At 69.1% G+C, this 16,331-nt stretch carries 20 protein-coding genes; all 20 read right to left on the bottom strand.

Annotated features, from left to right (window positions below):
* Positions 1 to 58: 58 nt before the first annotated feature.
* Complete coding sequence (locus tag L0965_RS03410; protein ID WP_234057927.1) at positions 59 to 1,075, bottom strand: hypothetical protein; 1,017 nt, start codon at positions 1,073 to 1,075, stop codon at positions 59 to 61.
* Between the two features lie 8 nt (positions 1,076 to 1,083).
* A complete protein-coding gene (locus L0965_RS03415; RefSeq protein WP_234057928.1) occupies positions 1,084 to 2,199 on the bottom strand; it encodes a hypothetical protein in 1,116 nt (371 codons plus the stop codon).
* Positions 2,200 to 2,273: 74 nt separating this feature from the next.
* The gene (locus L0965_RS03420; protein ID WP_157831557.1) at positions 2,274 to 3,011 is read right to left on the bottom strand and encodes a hypothetical protein; all 738 of its coding nucleotides are present in this window, start codon (positions 3,009 to 3,011) and stop codon (positions 2,274 to 2,276) included.
* 44 nt (positions 3,012 to 3,055) lie between these two features.
* Positions 3,056 to 6,355, bottom strand: coding sequence for a tape measure protein (locus L0965_RS03425; RefSeq protein ID WP_101305664.1), 3,300 nt, complete (start codon positions 6,353 to 6,355; stop codon positions 3,056 to 3,058).
* Between the two features lie 8 nt (positions 6,356 to 6,363).
* A complete protein-coding gene (locus tag L0965_RS03430) occupies positions 6,364 to 6,507 on the bottom strand; it encodes a hypothetical protein (protein WP_157831558.1) in 144 nt (47 codons plus the stop codon).
* A gap of 101 nt (positions 6,508 to 6,608) precedes the next feature.
* Positions 6,609 to 7,103, bottom strand: coding sequence for a hypothetical protein (locus L0965_RS03435; RefSeq protein ID WP_101305665.1), 495 nt, complete (start codon positions 7,101 to 7,103; stop codon positions 6,609 to 6,611).
* A 67-nt stretch (positions 7,104 to 7,170) separates the two neighbouring features.
* Complete coding sequence (locus tag L0965_RS03440) at positions 7,171 to 7,671, bottom strand: phage tail tube protein (protein WP_101305666.1); 501 nt, start codon at positions 7,669 to 7,671, stop codon at positions 7,171 to 7,173.
* Between the two features lie 97 nt (positions 7,672 to 7,768).
* The gene (locus L0965_RS03445) at positions 7,769 to 8,200 is read right to left on the bottom strand and encodes a hypothetical protein (RefSeq protein WP_101305667.1); all 432 of its coding nucleotides are present in this window, start codon (positions 8,198 to 8,200) and stop codon (positions 7,769 to 7,771) included.
* Positions 8,197 to 8,568 carry an HK97 gp10 family phage protein gene (locus L0965_RS03450; RefSeq protein WP_101305668.1) on the bottom strand — a complete coding sequence of 124 codons (372 nt, stop codon included), beginning with the start codon at positions 8,566 to 8,568 and terminating at the stop codon, positions 8,197 to 8,199. The genes L0965_RS03445 and L0965_RS03450 overlap by 4 nt, the downstream gene beginning before the upstream one ends.
* 9 nt (positions 8,569 to 8,577) lie before the next feature.
* Positions 8,578 to 8,910, bottom strand: a complete 333-nt coding sequence (locus L0965_RS03455) for a hypothetical protein (RefSeq protein WP_101305669.1) — start codon at positions 8,908 to 8,910, stop codon at positions 8,578 to 8,580.
* Positions 8,910 to 9,302, bottom strand: coding sequence for a hypothetical protein (locus L0965_RS03460; protein ID WP_101305670.1), 393 nt, complete (start codon positions 9,300 to 9,302; stop codon positions 8,910 to 8,912). Before L0965_RS03460 ends, L0965_RS03455 begins: the two co-directional genes overlap by 1 nt.
* A gap of 3 nt (positions 9,303 to 9,305) precedes the next feature.
* Positions 9,306 to 9,623, bottom strand: coding sequence for a hypothetical protein (locus L0965_RS03465; RefSeq protein WP_101305671.1), 318 nt, complete (start codon positions 9,621 to 9,623; stop codon positions 9,306 to 9,308).
* On the bottom strand, positions 9,620 to 10,069 hold the full coding sequence (locus L0965_RS03470; protein ID WP_101305672.1) for a hypothetical protein: 450 nt from the start codon (positions 10,067 to 10,069) through the stop codon (positions 9,620 to 9,622). Before L0965_RS03470 ends, L0965_RS03465 begins: the two co-directional genes overlap by 4 nt.
* Positions 10,070 to 10,124: 55 nt before the next feature.
* On the bottom strand, positions 10,125 to 11,042 hold the full coding sequence (locus tag L0965_RS03475; protein WP_234057929.1) for a P22 phage major capsid protein family protein: 918 nt from the start codon (positions 11,040 to 11,042) through the stop codon (positions 10,125 to 10,127).
* Positions 11,043 to 11,068: 26 nt separating this feature from the next.
* On the bottom strand, positions 11,069 to 11,830 hold the full coding sequence (locus L0965_RS03480; protein WP_234057930.1) for a hypothetical protein: 762 nt from the start codon (positions 11,828 to 11,830) through the stop codon (positions 11,069 to 11,071).
* 62 nt (positions 11,831 to 11,892) lie between these two features.
* Complete coding sequence (locus L0965_RS03485; protein WP_234057931.1) at positions 11,893 to 13,047, bottom strand: phage minor capsid protein; 1,155 nt, start codon at positions 13,045 to 13,047, stop codon at positions 11,893 to 11,895.
* A gap of 22 nt (positions 13,048 to 13,069) precedes the next feature.
* Positions 13,070 to 13,432 (bottom strand): hypothetical protein, encoded by a 363-nt coding sequence (locus L0965_RS03490; RefSeq protein ID WP_101305676.1) that lies wholly within the window; start codon positions 13,430 to 13,432, stop codon positions 13,070 to 13,072.
* 58 nt (positions 13,433 to 13,490) lie between these two features.
* Complete coding sequence (locus L0965_RS03495) at positions 13,491 to 13,892, bottom strand: nicotinamide mononucleotide transporter (RefSeq protein WP_101305677.1); 402 nt, start codon at positions 13,890 to 13,892, stop codon at positions 13,491 to 13,493.
* Positions 13,889 to 15,544 carry a phage portal protein gene (locus tag L0965_RS03500; protein WP_234057932.1) on the bottom strand — a complete coding sequence of 552 codons (1,656 nt, stop codon included), beginning with the start codon at positions 15,542 to 15,544 and terminating at the stop codon, positions 13,889 to 13,891. The genes L0965_RS03495 and L0965_RS03500 overlap by 4 nt, the downstream gene beginning before the upstream one ends.
* A gap of 277 nt (positions 15,545 to 15,821) precedes the next feature.
* Positions 15,822 to 16,184 carry a hypothetical protein gene (locus L0965_RS03505; RefSeq protein WP_101305679.1) on the bottom strand — a complete coding sequence of 121 codons (363 nt, stop codon included), beginning with the start codon at positions 16,182 to 16,184 and terminating at the stop codon, positions 15,822 to 15,824.
* Positions 16,185 to 16,331: the final 147 nt, after the last annotated feature.

A 16,331-nucleotide genomic window follows, 5' to 3' on the forward strand; every position in this document is an offset into this window, starting at 1 on the left:
CAGAGCTCGCAGGTGGACCAGAGCCCGTCGACTGTTGTGCTGCTGCTCGGCGCGGCCATCAGCGGACCACCTCGTACTGGATCGTGAGGGTCATCGCCCCGGCGCGGTCCTGACCGAAGAGGTTCAGGTAGGTCGAGCCGACGAGCGCGAGACCCTTCGCATCGCCGGTGCGGAACGCTTCGAACATCGCCAACGGCAGATCCACCGTCACCGTGTCACCACGGCCGATACCCACGGATGCTGTCGCACCGTATGCGCCAGGCCCACCTGCAGGTGCAGCGCCGCCAGCATGAGCCGTCTGCAGCACCGCCGGGCCCGTGCCCCCACCAGACCCGTTTGCGGGGCGGATGAGCGTGAGCGTCATCTTCGTGATCGCCGACGCGGCGAGGTTCACGATCTGATCACCGTAGACCGCGAGGCCTTGCATGTTCGGGGAGCCGTAGCCCTGCCCCTGGTAGAGCGCGGCGCGGCCGCCATAGTCGGCGATGTCGGTGTTCCAGTTGTCCCACCGGGAACCCGTCCACGACCCCGACCACTGCGGGCCGATCGTCGTCTGCCGTTGCTCCGTCTGCCCGGGGTTCGCCGCGCCGCCGCCCGAACCACCCGGGTCGATGCCGGCGTAGTTGCCCTGGGGGCCGAGGACGTGCACGGGATGACCGAACATGCTCGGCGCCCGCTCCACGTGCACCATCGCACCGACCGTATACGTGCCCGCGTTGTAGGTGAGATCGAACGACGCCCCGAGAGTCTCCACAGTCAGCGTCCCCGCGCCGGCGTTGATCGCGGTGACCTTGCCCGGAGTGATCGGGGTGATGAGGTCGAGAGGGCCCAGGCACCGGATGATGCGGCCGCCGTTCAGCGGTGACCGTTCGAGCTCGACCAGACCACCCGGCGTGTAGATCGCCGGCTGCGCCCGAACCCACAGAGGGTCGGAGTCGGCGATCGTGACCTGCACCGCACGGCGGGTGGTGTCGATGCCGATGACCCGTCCGAGGATCATCGGCTCGAGGTCGGAACCAGCCTCGACACCGACGGGCATTTTCGCGAGGCCGACGAGGTCGAGAGAGGATCCCACAGCGACTCCTATCCGGTGATGTAGAGACGGGTCGGGCCGTCGTTGACGGTCAGGCCGATGTCGTAGCCGACGACATACCCCCACCGGCGTTCCTGCTGCGGCGTACCCCATCCGGTGATCGTTTCCACCGCGTCGTCCAGATCAGGGCGCGGGTCCGGCGCGATCGTCACCTTCCGGATCGTCGACTCACGGACCGCGGCATCCCGCATCGACTCCGCCGCCGCCCGACACTGCTCGTACGTGGTCAGCGTCGGCGCGGCGAGGAACTTCGGGACCGGACGATACGGGCCCGTCGGATCCATCGGCCCGGACAGCACCTGCACCACCGCCTGCACGTCCACGTCCTGCGCCGACGAGCGGGCGACGAAGACGTTGTAGGCGCCGTCGCGAGTGTCGGAGACCGGGGCGGCCATCAGCGTGCCGCCAGGGCCGACAGGGAGCTCGGAGACGACCGTGCCGCCGAGGTAGCGGTCATCCAGCGGGTAGATGTCATCCGCGGGGTACACGTCCCCTGTGGTCACGGTGACGGTCTTCGTCTCCGGGCCACCGTCACGGTAGGACAGGACCGGGGTGGGCACCTCGGGCAGCGGGGGCGAGAACACCATCTGCCCCCACTCGTCCTCCCGCAGACGGGCGGGCCATGTGTCGGCGATGCCGTACAGGTTGTCGAGCCGGTTCTCGTTCCACTGCATCACCAGCGGCACCGCACGGTCGATCAGCCCGTCCGCGAACGCTGCGGACATGTAGCCCGGCAGCATCCGACGTGCCTCACTGATCAGCGTGCCCCCGTCGCGGGGGCCGACCGCGGTCAGGAACCGGTCATCGTCCGCCCACCGCTGAAGCCCATCGGCCTCCACTGTGATCGAACCGTCGTCGTTCTCGTTCCATTCGACGATGAGGTAACGGCCGATCCGCGAGTCCACGCCCTCGACGCTCATCGTCACGTCGACGACCTGCCCGTAGCGGGCGATCGGGTCCGTCGCCTTCTTCGGCAACCATCCCACCGTCCGTCCCGCCTCGACTGTGACCGGCGGCACCTTGAACGACACGTGCTTCTGCACCCGCCGTGACACGTGCCCCGTCGCATGGCCCGTCAGGATCGGGACGTCACCAGCGAGGAGCATGCCACCCAACCAGGACGACACACGGCAACGCCAGGATGCCGTCGTCGACAGAACGGTGACAGACGGTCCGGACCTCACGCCAGCACACTCCAATCGAACGCGTCGACCTCATCCCATGTGCGGCCCGCCATGATCGCTTCCATCACGTCACCCGAGCGGCGCACCGTCGAACCGACCTGCTGCAGCGCATCGATGTAGTCCCACGTGAACGCGCCAAGACGCTGCTCGAGGTACGGGTCGTCGATCAGCGTGATCGGCAGCTCCCATCGACGCATCCCGTGGCCCGCGACGGCGACCGTTGACACGTTCCCGTACGTGACGACGCTCACCGAAGGGAAGTCGTCAAGAGGCTCACCGCACCGAACGAGCAGCGGCTCCCCAGAAGTCAGGAGTGCTCGGACCTTCGAGGTCGCTTCGACGGGATACCAGAACGGCAGCACCGACGCCATGTCGGAGGTCGGCGCGTAGCGAATCACGGGTCGCGGGCGACCAGGAACATCGAAACGCGTCTGGTTGGACTGAAAGTCCAGCGGAAGACGTGAGCCCGCGTAGTCCGCCTCAATCGACACAGATCCTGAGAGCGTCTGAATGACGAGGCCGGAAGCGAAGGGGATGACGATCGGCTGGGACTGCTCGACACGAGACCCAGAGGTCACCTGATAGGTGATCTCGCGGTTCCCGGGCTTCCGGTTATCAGCGAGCGTGACCTGCTGGCCATCACCTATGCCTGACCCCCCTGGAACTGCCCAGACTTCGACGCCGTCCGTGCCGATAACGCTCCACGCTTGGCCGTTGTCGGTCGTGAGGGTCACCTGGACCATCGGTGGCGTCGCCACGCCCACGAGAGCCGCTGTGATCATCGCGTCCGCTCCGTTCCGCCACGAACCACGCCGATAGCTGCGCCTGTTGCCACGTCGACCACCTTCGCCAGCAGGTAGTCCCCGGAGAGAGGGCTCTGCAGGTACACCGACATGCTTCCGAGCGCATCGGCGACAGCTTCGAGGACCGCCCGCGAGATGCCCCCCACATCGGACACGCCGGCAGTAGCCGGGACTGTTGCGGGGGCCGTAGCCACGACCGGTGAAGGCAACCTGGAGCTGACGATCACGGGCCCGCCTGTAGCGAACCGCGGCATGAAGTCGCCGAGTCGCCCCGCTCGTGCCGCCTGCCGCATGGCCATGACGTTCGTGTGCCCTCCGGCGCCATGCACCTCCGCCGCCGACCACACGTGCTCGTCGTTCGAAAGGAGAGCGGCGATCGAGTCGGACGTCGACGTGCCAGGGCCGACCACAGGGCCGCCGCCGGCACGCTTCAGGACGCCGAGGCCCTGGCCGTAGGAACCATCGGCCTGCGTTGTCGCGAAGATCGTCATCCATCGGGGGCGCGTGAGGTTGGTCAGCGCATCCTCGACGGAGACGAACGAGCCATCGTCCTTCTTCACGGTCACGGTCCCGGCGGGGAGCGACGTGATGTCTACCCCGAGAACCCGGAGCGCGTCCCGCAGCCCGGGGATGCTGTCCTCCGAGACTTCGAAGTGGCCGTTCGGGGTGTCGCGGATCTGCGTCGCGAGGTCGATGAGTCGGAGCTTCGCGGCGTCGACCGTGCCGCTGTCATCGACCGCGTAGGCGACTACCTCGGGAGTCGCGAGCATCGTCGAGATCAGCCCGTTGACCTGCTCGTCCGACAGTCCTGCTTCTGCGCCGAGCCCTCGGAGGGTGTCCTGGTACTTCGCCGCGATCTGCCGCGCCTGGTCGACTGCGATTCCCTGCTCGCCGCGGGCCTTCGCGTCCTTGTCAGCGAGGAGGATAGCGTCGAGCATCTGGTCGTTGAGGCGGCTCACCTCGTCATACAGGCCACGCCCTGCCGCCGAGGTGGTGTCGATCGCGCCGGCCGCGTTCACCAGTCCCGGTGCGAGCTTGTTTCCGGCCTCATCCGCGGCGAGGAACACGTCACGGAGGCGGTCGGTCTGCTCGTTCAGGTCGCGGGTGAGGTCCGACTGGGTGCGCGTGCCGCCGTTGAGCTCATCGAGCGCCTGCTTGAGGCCCTTGAGCCGCTCGGTCGCGTCGTGCGAGACGTCCCGCGCGATCTCCAGAGCCGCGTTCATGCGCTCGTTGGACCGGCCGGTCTCGGTCATCGCGGCGGCGGCCTTCTGCTGTTCGACGGCGTAGTCGCGGACCTCGTCGGAGGCCGAGGAGAGAGCCTGCGTCTGCTGGCCGAGGATGTCGCGCAGCTTCAGCGCCGACTGCGTCATGCCGATGGCGATGTTGTCGCCCTCGCGACGCTTCTTGCCGTTCTCGTCCATTGCCGCGTTCACACGGTCGAGGGCGTCTTTCTCGCCGAGGACCGCGGAGACGAAGTCGGCGTAGGAGACCTTCAGCTCCTTCGCGAGCGCGCGCGCATCGGTGTCGGCGAGGTTCTTCTCGACCTGCGCGCGCGTGAGACCTGTGATCGCGCCGGACGCCTGGTTCAGGGAGTCCTTGTAGGAAGCGATCCGGTCGCGCGTGATCTGCGTCTGCTGGGCCTGGGCCGCGAACGCCGCGGTGAGGATGCCCGCCGCCGTCGACACGGCGAGGAGCACGATCCCGACCGGGTTCGAGACGAACGCTGCCTTGATGCTGTTGCCGAGTCCGGTAGCCGCGGCGCCCGCCGCACCGAAGGTGCCCGCGAGACGTGAGGTGTTGCCCTCCATGCTCGCGAGCGCCGCCTGCACAGCGACGTGCTCCCCGATGCGCTTGACCCCATCGGAGAATCCTTGAAGGGCGGGCAGCCCCGCCTTCATGGCGGAGTTCATGGCGATGGCCGCGACCGTCGCTGCGATGACGGGCGCCGGCACCTGGCTGATGATCTCGACGAGCGGCTTCGCGACGCCGACGACGGCCTTGACGACCGCCGCGACGACCGGGAGCGCGACATTCAGGCCGCCCGAGAGGGTCTTGGCCAGGTCGACGGTCACGGGGATGAGCGGCTGCATCGTCCCGAGCAGGGCCCCGAGCTGGGCACGCAGCTCCGGCGACGCCGCGGCGGCACCGGCGATCAGGCCGATGAGCGGGGAGAACGACGGGATGAACCGCCCGACGACCGGAATCGAGGCGAGGAGCTGTGTGTTCACGCCGAGAACGGCGCCGGCGGTCGCGGCGACGGCCGGGCCGTACGCGCCGATCATGTTCAGGCCGCTCTCGAGGCGCGCGGAGTCCCAGGACTTCACTGCGACCTTTGCACGGTCCAGCAGCGCGGTGATCTCCGCGAACGCGGGCGCCGCCCGGTTCGTCAGGATCGACACGACCGGCGTGACGTGCTTCTCCGCGGCGCGCATGACGTCGGCGACCTGGTTTCCCCAGGTGACGAACAGGCCGCCGCCGTTCTTCGACACGAACGGCTCCGCCAGGGCGGCGCCGATGTCTCGGGACGCGGCCTTGATGCGGTCCGTGGTGCCGGCGAAGGTCTCCTTGACGTTGCTCGCCGCGCCTGCGAACTTCGCATCCATCTGCGCGACGAGGACATCGATGGCCTGCGCGGCGTCGAGGGTCCCGTCCGTGATCGACTGACGGATGTCGGCCGCGGACTTGCCGAACCCCTGCCCGAGCAACGTGGCCGCGTCGAGACCGCGGTTGCCGAGCTGGGCGAGATCGTCCGCGGTGATCTTCCCCGAGGATCGGATCTTCGCGAGGATCGAGACGATCTCCGCGATCTGATCGTTCGAGCCGCCGACGGCCGCCGTCGCGTTCTGCACGGCGTTGAGGATCGGGATGACCTTCGACGCCTCGAAGCCGAACCCGATGAGCTGCTGCTGCGCGGAGATGAACGTCGACTTCGAGAACGGCGACGTCTTCGCGAACGCGTCGAGCTTGTCCATCTGCGCGTTCGCGGCCTCGGCGCCGCCGAGGAGCGTGCGCAGCGCGGCGCGGGACGTCTGCTGCAGCTGGTTGTAGGCGACGCCCGTCGAGAAGAGCTTCGTCGTGAACACGGCCGCCGCGGCCGCCGCGACGCCAATCGACGTCGCCGTCGACCGGAACGCGTCATCCGCGGTCTTGCGGATCTTCGCGGTCGCGGAGTCGGTCTGGTCGAGCTTGCCCCGGAACCGTTCCAGGTCACGCTCCGCCGTCGAGACGCCGCCGAGCTGGATTGTTGCGACGAGCTCGGCAGCGCTGAACGACATCTGTCACCTCACGATCGGTCGAGGCCTCTCGCGAGGCGGGAGTCGGGGATGTCGAGGAGGCTGAGCACGAAGATGCGGAGCCACCGCCAGGGGCGAGCGATGGCGTCGAGGTCGTAGGCGTCGACCTGGAAGTACTGCTGCAGGTCGGGCACTACACGGCGGTCCCAGTGGGCGAACGCGAACCGCCAGACGGTCGCTTCGGGGATGCCGGTCTCTGCCTTCGCGGCGGCGGGCTTCGCGTTCGCGGCCTGGATCAGCTCGCGGAACCAGGCGGGGTACTCGTACCGCTCGTAGCGTCCGGTGACGGGGTCGCGGCGGCCTCGCCCCCATCGAGCAATGTCCGCAACAGTTCGAAAGCCTTCGAGAGCCCGTTGCGCTCCATGAGCGTCGACATCGCTTTTGGGTGACCACCCAGCTCACGGTTGAGGACCACGTTCACGAGGTCGATTCCGCCGCCCTGGACGTTCCAGAAGAACGCGGCGTGGATGACCGCTTCCGCCTCCGCCCACCGCAGCTCGTCGTCGACGATGCTCCAGTTCTCCTCGCCGACCGCGAGCTTGCCCATCAGCACGGCGTCGCGTTCGAGGTCCTCGGACTGGGCGAAGGAGATGCCGGCGTGGAGGGCCTGGAGCGCGGCGCCAACCTTTGAGGCGACGGGCTTGACGACGATGCGGACGAACCCCTCGTCGCTCTCGTCGCCGAGATCGATGATGAGGTTCCGGCCACGTTCGTATGCCTGGATGGTCATGGTTCTGGTACTCCGATTCGTGTGCGGGTATGGGGCGGCGGACGTGCTGGCCGCCGCCCCAGGGTGATCAGGGGGTGGTGATCGGGTTCTCGATCGGGAGGACGGGGCCGGCGGCGGTGAACGTGAACGCGTCCCAGCCGGGGCCCTGCGCGCCCGTCTCGGGGCGGCTGTCACGCACGACGAGGAACAGGCCCTCGTACGCGTCCGAGGCGCCCAGCGCGTCGTACCAGCGCAGCCACACGAGGTTCTGCTTGCCGGTCTTGTCGGAGGCGTTCTTCAGCACCAGCCACTCCGGCTGGAACTCGCCCGTGTTGTCGCGGATCTTGAGGATGTTGAACGCCGCGGTCGGCGCCGAACCGACCTTCGTCTGCGCGGTCTGTCCCTTGTTCGCGTAGGTCGTGATCTCCTGCAGCTGCGCGGGGAACTGCGGGTTGAAGGACGTGATGTCCGGGATGTTGATGTACGTCTTCGAGCCGGAGCCGGTGGGCGGCACCGCGACGTCGACGACGTACTCGTACGACTGTGCGACGGAGCCCTCGGTGGGCACCACGTCTGCGTATTCGGTCATGGTGGGTTTCCTTTCCAGGAATGACGAAGGCCCCCAGCGATCTGCGGAGGGCCGTGGTGGTGCCGCGCCTGGCGGCGTTCCCCGAGGGAGGGAAGGATCAGGTGGGAAGGCCTTCGAGGGCCGTGAGGGTCCAGTTCGACGACTGCACCCATCCGTCCTCTGAGATGGGGAGGGCGGCCGTAGCGGAGCGGAAGGCGCCGGTCACGCGAAGCGGGCCGAGCGTCAGCCGCTTCCGGTCGATCAGGTAGGTGAGCTGGTCGAGCAGGTCGACCGTCGCCAGCGGTGAGCCGTGGAGACGGGTGCGGATCTGGATGTGCGAGGCCGTCAGCCGCCGCGCGCCGCCAGCGAGGCGCGTGTACTCGGGCATCGTGAGCGACAGGGCGACGACATCCGCAGGTGTTTCGGGGAACCCGGCGACCGTGATCCCGCGGACCGTGTTCGGATAGAAGCCGTCCTCGCGGTACTCGGCGACGTCGTTGGCGGCGAGGAAGGTCGCGAACTCGTGAAGGAGGACCGTGTGATGGCTCATCCGAGTGCCCGCTTGATCTCGGTCGCGACGACGTCCATCAGGTCGTTCTTCATCTCCATCGCGGGCCGTTCGAGGAACTTCGCCTGCGCGCCGGGGTTGTGGTCGGTGCGGAAGTTCATGTCCAGGCCCTCGTGCACGGCGACGCCGTACGGGAAGCCGTCCTCGGCAGATGCGTTGTACGTCACCTTCGCGACCAGTTCGGTCGGCGTGGCGTCCTGCGTGGCGCCGGAACTGCGGAGGTCTCCGGTGTCCACGGGGACGCGAGCCTGCGACTCGGCGAGCAGCGCCCTGGCGGCACGGTTCAAGCCGCGGGCGGCGCCCTCCTGCATGCGGCGGATCGCCTCGGGGCCGTGCCAGTTGACGGGCATGTCGACCTCCTACTCGAGCGCGTACTCGAAGAACTGCGGCAGCTGAGGCCACTCGGCTTTCGCCGCGACCATGACCGTCGTCGTGCGCTCACGCTCAGTTCCCGGGTGGAGGGTCACGCGGGAGCCGACGGGCATCTCGTGTTCCGGGTCGAGCGCGATGCGTGCCGAAGAGATCGCGGTGGAACCGTCGGTGAGGCGCACGAGCTTCTGCTTCTCGTCAACGGCGGCGCGGTCGGGGGTGACGGGGTCGCCGTACTTGGGTCCGTACGCGCCCTCGCCGAGCTTCGGCTCGTAGCGCACGGCGTTGCGGAACGGCATCATCCGGGCGGGGACGCGGCGCATCAGTACTGCACGTCCCAGGCGATGCCGTCGGCGTGGCGGAGGATCTCGGTGACGGCCGGCGCGACCCGCGCATCCTGCTTCGCCGTGAGGCTGGTCGTCCCGCCGCCGCCGGGGAGAGAGACGGAGAGGATCGAGCCCCCGCCATTCTGCGCGCCCGCGCCGGTCAGATCGCCCGTGTCGGCCCAGAAGGTGAGCTGCGCGCGGGTCGCGTCCTTGATCGCATCGGTGACTGCCTGGGCCGTCGGGTTCCCGTCCCGGTCGACCTCGAAGATCGCGGTGGCGAGCTCGGCGCGCACCCGATAGGAAGCGTCACGCACGGCGGCGTCGGGATCCTCGAACGCGGCGCGCAGTGCTGCGCTCAGGTCCGAGACGTCCAGGAACGGGAACCACACGGCTCAGTCCTCCTTCGTGAAGGCGTCGAGGAACAGCGCGAGGATGTCCTTCTGGCTGGCCTTCGGCGGGACCGCGAGCCCCTCGGTCTGCGCGAGGTCACGCAGCTCGGCGACGGTGCAGTCGGCGAGGAGCTTGTCGCCGACGCGGAGGTCCGCGTACGGGTCGCTGGCGAGCGCTGCCTCCTCGGTGATCGTCGCGCCGACCAGTTCGAGGTAGGTGCGCGCGTTCGGGGACAGCTCGTTCACGACCGCGACGCCATCCTCGAAGCGGACACCAGCGGTCACACCGCTCGCGCCGTCGAGAACGATGCGGACGGTCACAGGGCCGCCTTGTGCGCGTCGATCGCGGCCTTGATCGCGGCACGGTCGGCATCCGCGTCGACGGCGACGCCGAGACTGCGGGCGTAGTCGGCCCACTTCTCGGTGCTCGCGTTGCCGGCGGGCGCCTCCGCAGCGGAGGGAGTCTGCGCCTCGGCCGCGGGCGGCCCCGCGGGGTCGGCGACGGCCGAGGGCGGCGGGTTCTCCGAGGCGGTGAGCGTCGCGAGGAGGTCGGCCGGGGTGAGGTCATGTTCGGTGAGGTAGTCGATCAGGGCCCGGAAGCCCTCATCGTTCTCTGCCGTCACCGGCTCGGCGTCGCGGGCGTCGAGGATGCCCTTGGCCTCATCGACGTCGATCTCCTGCCAGCGCGCGAGCGCTTCGAGGTCCGCGCGCGGCTGGTCGCTGATGACGATCTGACCGTCCTCGGCGCTCTGGTATGCGTGTGCCATCGTGATTCTCCTTCGTGAGGGAGGGGCGCCCGGGCGGACGCCCCTCCCGGGCGGGTCAGGCCTTGTTCGGGCCCTTGATGAGGACGGCGCGGTTCGCGTCGAGCGTCTTCACGCCGTAGAGGATGTCGAGCGAGACGACATCCTTCTTCTTGGCCTGGTCGTAGCCGATGACCACGCGGATGCCGAAGCCCTTGTAGTTCGCGATGGCCGCGTTCGCGGCGCCCATCGGGAGCTCGAGCTGACGGGTGACGAGCGCGACGGCCGTGCGGTGGAACGCGACGTTCACCTCGGTGGTGGGGTCGCCGGTCACCTGCGCGCCCGTGGCCTTGGGCTGGCCGATGTTCTGGCTCATGTAGGCGTCGAAGCCCCACAGGCCGGAACCGATCGAGCCCTCGCGGAGCGCGGCGGTGGAGCCGGAGGCGTCCGCGCGCTTCAGGAGGTCGTTCTTCAGCCACTCGCCGCGGGTGCGGGGGCCGACGATCACGCGACGCTGCGACGCCGGGACCTTCGCGAGGTCCAGGAGCACGCCGGCGTCGACGAGCGACTCCGGCTTGTCGTAGGTCCACGTGCCGCTCGTGCCGACGACCTGCGTGACGTCGTTGCGGAACGTGAGGACGTCGCGGTCGATCTTCTGCGAGATCGACTCCATCGCGGGGTCCAGGAGCTGCTCGCGGAAGTTCTCGATCTTCAGCGCCAGATCCTTCGACGTGACCGCGAACGACGTGTCGGCCCAGTGGTTCAGGGCCACGGGGACGCCGGTCTCGGTCGCGTTCTGGACGTTGATGCCGTTGGTCTCGTCGAACTCGTCGGCGACGAAGACGGCGGGCTTGCGGATCGTGACGGTGTCGCCGACGCGGGCGACGAACTCGGAGTCGTAGTCCCGGTGCACGAGCTGGGCGGCGACCGTGGTCTCGTACAGGGTGGCGAGCGCCGCCTGGGCGATGACGCTCGGGGTGAGCAGGGTGTTTGCCATGGTGGTGGCCTTTCTGTGAGGTGGTGTCAGGCGCCGTCTGCGCGGCGGCCCGCGTAGCTCTTGCGCATGGACTCGATGCCTTCCGGGGCGGGGCTGCCGCCGGCGGGCGCGGGGTCGCCGTTACTCGACTTGGGGGCCACCTGGACCTTCCGGTAACGGGCGTTGGATTCGACCTCGGCCTTGACGAGGGCCTCCACCTGGGAGGCGTAGTCGTCGGCGGCCGGGTCGACGGCCGCGAGCTTCTCGGTGAAGCCGCGGGAGTCGAGGAGGGCGTCGGCGTCGGCGTTGATGGTGCCGGCGACGCGGAGGACCGCGTTCTCGGCGCGCTGCGCGGCGAGGGCGGCCTGGGTGGTGGTGAGGTTCTGGTCGCGCTCCTGCAGCGACGTGCTGAGGGATTCGACGGTGGGCGCTTCGTCGTCCTTCACGATGCCGAGCTGCTTGCCGAACTCGCGGTAGGTCTCTTCGCGAGCCTTCTGTGCGGCGGCGGCCTCGGCGTCCTTGATCGCCTTCTCACGCTTCTTGCGCTCGGCTTCGAGGTCCGCCTTCTGCGCCTGAATGCGCTTCCATGCGCGATCGGCGTCGAAGTCGTCGCCCCACGGCGGCTTCTCCTCGGCGGGCGGATCGGTCGGCGCCGGCGGGTCGGTGGGTTCGGCGGGCGGGTCCGTCGGCTCCGCGGGCGGAGGCGTGACCTCGGCGCCGTCGACGGGGTCGATGTAGCGGAGCCACGGGCGGTGCCACGCGGGAGCGGGCAGGGAGCCGAGGGTGCGGGGCGTGGTGTTCGTGTCCATTGGTGGATTCCTTCTCGACCGCCTGGGCCGGTTGGGGGACCGCACCACCTCGGTGCGGGGGGCTATGTGCGGATGCCGTCGGAGAACTTCACCTGTGCGCGGTCGTAGCGACGGCGCTGGCCGGTCTCGGCGACGTGATCGCGGGTTTCCTTCTGGATCGCGAGGATTCGGCGCTGCTGCGCGAGCGCCCGCTCGGCGTCGCCCGCGGCGATCGCGATCTCCTGCTTCCGCTTCGCGTCGCGCTCGCGGCGCTCGAGGTCGCGGAGGCGGTCGCGCGCGGCGTGCGCGGCGGGGTCGTAGCCGGATGCCGCGACGGGGATGGGGAACCCGGGCAGGTACTCCACGAGCGCGCACGAGCAGTTCGGGTGGTTCGCGCCCGACGCGCGCCACGCGGCGATCGTCCCGGCGACGTTCACGGTCATCGCCTCATCGCGGAACGAGTGCAGCACCGTGCGTGGGCCTGCGGTGCCAGATGCGGCGATGATCTTCCCGAACCAGGGAGCGCAGTGGTCGCACGCGTTCCGACCGCCGAGGACCGAGAACAGGTCGACACCGATCGCCCCCGCGCGTGAGACCTTCGCGTCGGTGTACGCGCGGGTCACGGCCGTGCGGGTCGCCATCTCGGCGTAGGTGCCGATGCGCCAGTTCCGGCCGGCGATGTCGGTGAAGCCCGTCACGCCTCGTTCGAGGAAGTCCTGCAGGGCGGCTCGGCGGGCCTGCTGCTTCGACGCACCGAGCATGACCTGGCCGACGTTGTCCGCGATGACCTGCTGGTAGACGTCGCCGCCGACGATGTACTCGCCCATCGCGTCGCGCGGGTAGCGGAGGATCCGCGCGCGCATGTCCTCGAACTTGTTGCCGAGGTCGAACGCGGTGAGCGTCGCGGCGAGGACATGCTGGTCGGCGAGGGAGGTGATCTGGCCGACGCCCGGGAGCTGAATCACGGACGCCGCGCCGTCGCGCGCGGCCTGCGCGACGAGCGCCTCTGCGGCGTCCCGGGTCAGGCCGGCAGTCAGCTCCCGCGCGAACCGTTCGAGGCCCTGCACGATCCGCAGCTGCTCCGGGATGTCAGGGAGGCTGGCGAGGTCCCGGATGAGGCGCCGCGCGATCTCCGCCAGTAGCCGGGTCTCGGCGTCCTGGAAGATCCGCGCCGCCTGCATCGAGATGCGGTAGACGATCTCGGCGAAGTCGTCGTGCTCGGGGGTGAAGCCGGCCATCCCTCACCCCCGAGCCGTTCGACTACTCGTCCGCGCCGTACGCGCCATCGCGCGCGCGGCGGAGGATGCGGATCGCGGTGTTCGTTTCGCTCCGCGACAGCACATCCGACCAGACGCGCACCGGGTGGTGGTCGGTGGCGTACTCGCCGATGTCCTCGTGGCGACGTGCTTCGGCTGCCGCCTCCCGCTCGGCGTCGGCGAGGAGCTCGCGGAGTTCGTGGAGCGGGATGTCGACGGCGACCTGCAGCCAGGACGCGTCACGGTTCCACTGCACGTGGACGTTGCGGCGCGACTCTTCGACGTTCACGATCGCCGAGTTGCCGGCCGGATCGGGCGGCGTGACCCGCTCGACGATCCGGTTGTGGGTGATCTGTTCTCTGGGCATGCCTGCCCCTTTCGCTCTGCGGCATCACGCCGCCTACCCCGCATCGCGCGGGGGAGTCTCACCGCCGGAAAGCGCGGCGCACGCGCACACGGGATGCCCACGGCGGGGCGACGCTCATGCGCGGGTGGATCGGCCGGCCGGCTGCAGCATCCGAGCCGTCATATCGTGCAGACCACGCGCGGCGGCCGAACAGCGGGTCCGAGGCCTCCGTGACGAACACCCCACGACGACGCGTCGGCTTCTCGTCCCGCCGCCAGCGGAACCAGTTCCGCGCGTACACAGCCGCATAGATGACCGCATTGAGGATGAAGCCGTACTGCTCCGTCGAGACAGCGAACACGATCCACAACGGCTGCACCATGAAGCCGACCAGCCAGCCGAGCTTCCGCTTCGAGCCGGCGAGAAGGATCCCGACGATGCCGACCGCCGACAGCAGGAAGGACCATGCCAGGGGCGTCATGCGTCCTCCGGGTTCGGGGTCGCCTCGCCGGCAGCCTCACGCGCCATCCGGTCGCGCATCCGTGCGATGTCGGCGGCCGTCGGGTCCGTGTTCGGCAGACCCGTCAGCTGCGTGGGGTCCGCGGCGGTGCCGATCCCCTTCTCCTTGTAGATCCGGTCGACCTCGGTGTTCACCGTGTCGCCGTCCCAGTCGGGATGGTTCATCCGCACAGCGGTCTCCACCGACGCAGCATCCGCCTGACGCAGCGCCGCGGTCGTGCGCGCCATCTTCTCCACGTCGACCTGCGACTCCGCGGGGAACCGGAACTCCGGCTCCTCCTTCGGCGCCGCCAGGCTGTACACGAGCGCGTCGAGCTGCAACCACGTCAGGAAGAAGGGCGTGAGCGTCTTCCAGTAGTTGATCTTCTTGTCGCGGGTGCGGTCGGACAGGCGCTCGTCGGCGTGGACCTCCGTCGCGGTGCGGACGCCCTGCGCCTCGCCGCCGGCGGACGCGGGAGTCCACCCGGCGGAGCGCATCGCCTGTTCGCGGAGGTCGCGGACAGTGTCGGAGTGCTCCTGGGTGCGGATCTGGAACTGGTGCGCGTGGAAGCCGAAGGGCTCACCGTTCGGGCCGGTGATGGCCGTCATGCCCTCGTAGACCTCGCGGTCGTAGTCGAACGTCGCGCCCTGACCGAAGCCGCCGGACTGCAGGTACTCCTTCGCGACGACGATGCGGGCCTTCGCGATGCGGATGTCCCGCATCCACGACGACCACGTCTCGTCGACGGCGTCGAAGAGCTGCGTGATGTCGGCGAAGTCCGACTGCCCCAGCAGGGCGAGATGCCCGAGCTTGCGGAACATCTTGTTGGGGCGCATGTTCGGGACGTACGCCGCCGTCAGACCGGTCACTCCCGTCAGGAGGACCGAGTCCTTGTTCACGAGGGGGGCGAGCCACTCGGTGTCCGGACGCTCATTGAGCGGCACCCGCTGGCCGAGGTGCGAGTCGTCGCCCTTGTACAGGGCATGCTCGATCTCACCGGGCCGGTGCTCCTCGAGGTGACGCCACACGTGCTTGTCGTCGTCGGAGTTGTCGAGCTCGGACCAGAAGACCACCGACGACAGGTCGCCGAACTTGAACTTCGGGACGGCGGCGTCCGTGTGGACGACCTCGGCACGGACGGTGCTCAGCGTCTCCGGATCCCACACGAGCCGCAGGTACACGCCGCCGAGCGCCGCAGCGACCTCGCCGCCTTCGAGGAGGAGGGAGTGGAACCGGGACGTGTTGATGACCTTCTCGACACGGTCCTGCAGGCGGTCGCGCTCCGTCTGCGGCGCGTCCTCCGTTGTCCGCGCGCGATCGCCGGGCAGGACGACCCGGGGCGCCTCGCCGAACAGGTAGTCGGCCGACAGCGTCGCGATGTCCGCGGCGAGGGGGATGTGCAGGCGCGCGCGGGCCTCGCCCGGCGTCGGCGGCTTCCCCAGCCACGCCCGCGTGCCCCAGCCGACGATGCCGCCGTTGAACTGTCCGCGGTGGGTGATCGGGCGCTGCTGATACTCGACCTGCAGCCGCTCGACATCGCCGACGTACCAGTCGTTGTACACGTCGAGCAGGTCGAAGTAGTCCTTGAACTGCTTCGGCGGCCATGCGATGTTCCCGCCATCGGGCAGCGTCATGAGGGCTCCCTTCGGGGCGGTGAGAGTGTCGGGAGGGGCGCAGGTACGCCAGCCGGAGTTCCAGCGGCCATAGGGGCGTCCTTCGCGGTGTCCATCGCGTTGACGCCCCTCCCGGGGCTTGTGGTGAGCGGGCGGGCTGACTCGTGCGCTTCGTGGCGCCGCTACCAGCCGGCAGGGTTGAGGGACCTGGCGCCCGCTCTTGCGCGTGCTTCTCGTCTTCTCGGGATGGCGCGTTCCCTCAGCACGGGGTCGGAGGCCCCCGGGACGATGCGTGCGCTCAGGCCGTGAGGTAGGTCACGAGCGCAGGATTGTCGCGGAGGACAGCCAGCGTCGGCGCCTCCCACATGCGGATCACCGTCTCCTCGGCGGCGTCGTTGTCGTCAGGGTGTCCGCTGAGCTTCAGCCAGTTCGGGTTACCCATAGCGACCTCGTCGAGGCAGTGGAGCACCTCATGCCACAGCGTCAGCCGCGTCACATCGGCCGAAGCCTCGGGGTTCAGGTAGATGACCGCTTCGGTGTGCTGCGAGTGGCCGTAGTAGCCCTTCGTCTGCGTTCGATGCTCGATGCCCTGCCACTCCGCCGGATCTCTCGTGACCCGGTACGTGACGACGCCGACGCGGATCTCCGTAGGCAGGATCACTGGTCGCCTCCTGTTCGGTCCACGTCGGCCTGTCGCGGGCGGCCCGAACCCGACGGGCGCGGCGTTGGCGAGGCAAGCCCGAGCCGCCGACGTCGACGAGAGACCGCGGACTGGGAGAGTCCAAACTCCCGCGCGATGCGATGCGGT

Origin of the sequence: Microbacterium sp. NFH-22A-Y (genome assembly GCF_021401375.1) — a bacterium.
In the GTDB taxonomy this organism is placed as follows: domain Bacteria; phylum Actinomycetota; class Actinomycetes; order Actinomycetales; family Microbacteriaceae; genus Microbacterium; species Microbacterium hominis.

Excerpts from the sequence above, each read along its gene's own strand:
- L0965_RS03470 (WP_101305672.1), bottom strand. The coding sequence starts at position 10,069 with ATGGCACACGCATACCAGAGCGCCGAGGACGGTCAGATCGTCATCAGC.
- L0965_RS03485 (WP_234057931.1), bottom strand. The coding sequence starts at position 13,047 with ATGGCCGGCTTCACCCCCGAGCACGACGACTTCGCCGAGATCGTCTAC.
- L0965_RS03480 (WP_234057930.1), bottom strand. The coding sequence starts at position 11,830 with ATGGACACGAACACCACGCCCCGCACCCTCGGCTCCCTGCCCGCTCCC.
- L0965_RS03455 (WP_101305669.1), bottom strand. The coding sequence starts at position 8,910 with ATGCGCCGCGTCCCCGCCCGGATGATGCCGTTCCGCAACGCCGTGCGC.
- L0965_RS03475 (WP_234057929.1), bottom strand. The coding sequence starts at position 11,042 with ATGGCAAACACCCTGCTCACCCCGAGCGTCATCGCCCAGGCGGCGCTC.
- L0965_RS03495 (WP_101305677.1), bottom strand. The coding sequence starts at position 13,892 with ATGACGCCCCTGGCATGGTCCTTCCTGCTGTCGGCGGTCGGCATCGTC.
- L0965_RS03500 (WP_234057932.1), bottom strand. The coding sequence starts at position 15,544 with ATGACGCTGCCCGATGGCGGGAACATCGCATGGCCGCCGAAGCAGTTC.
- L0965_RS03440 (WP_101305666.1), bottom strand. The coding sequence starts at position 7,671 with ATGACCGAATACGCAGACGTGGTGCCCACCGAGGGCTCCGTCGCACAG.
- L0965_RS03415 (WP_234057928.1), bottom strand. The coding sequence starts at position 2,199 with ATGCTCCTCGCTGGTGACGTCCCGATCCTGACGGGCCATGCGACGGGG.
- L0965_RS03435 (WP_101305665.1), bottom strand. The coding sequence starts at position 7,103 with ATGACCATCCAGGCATACGAACGTGGCCGGAACCTCATCATCGATCTC.
- L0965_RS03490 (WP_101305676.1), bottom strand. The coding sequence starts at position 13,432 with ATGCCCAGAGAACAGATCACCCACAACCGGATCGTCGAGCGGGTCACG.
- L0965_RS03450 (WP_101305668.1), bottom strand. The coding sequence starts at position 8,568 with ATGCCCGTCAACTGGCACGGCCCCGAGGCGATCCGCCGCATGCAGGAG.
- L0965_RS03445 (WP_101305667.1), bottom strand. The coding sequence starts at position 8,200 with ATGAGCCATCACACGGTCCTCCTTCACGAGTTCGCGACCTTCCTCGCC.
- L0965_RS03425 (WP_101305664.1), bottom strand. The coding sequence starts at position 6,355 with ATGTCGTTCAGCGCTGCCGAGCTCGTCGCAACAATCCAGCTCGGCGGC.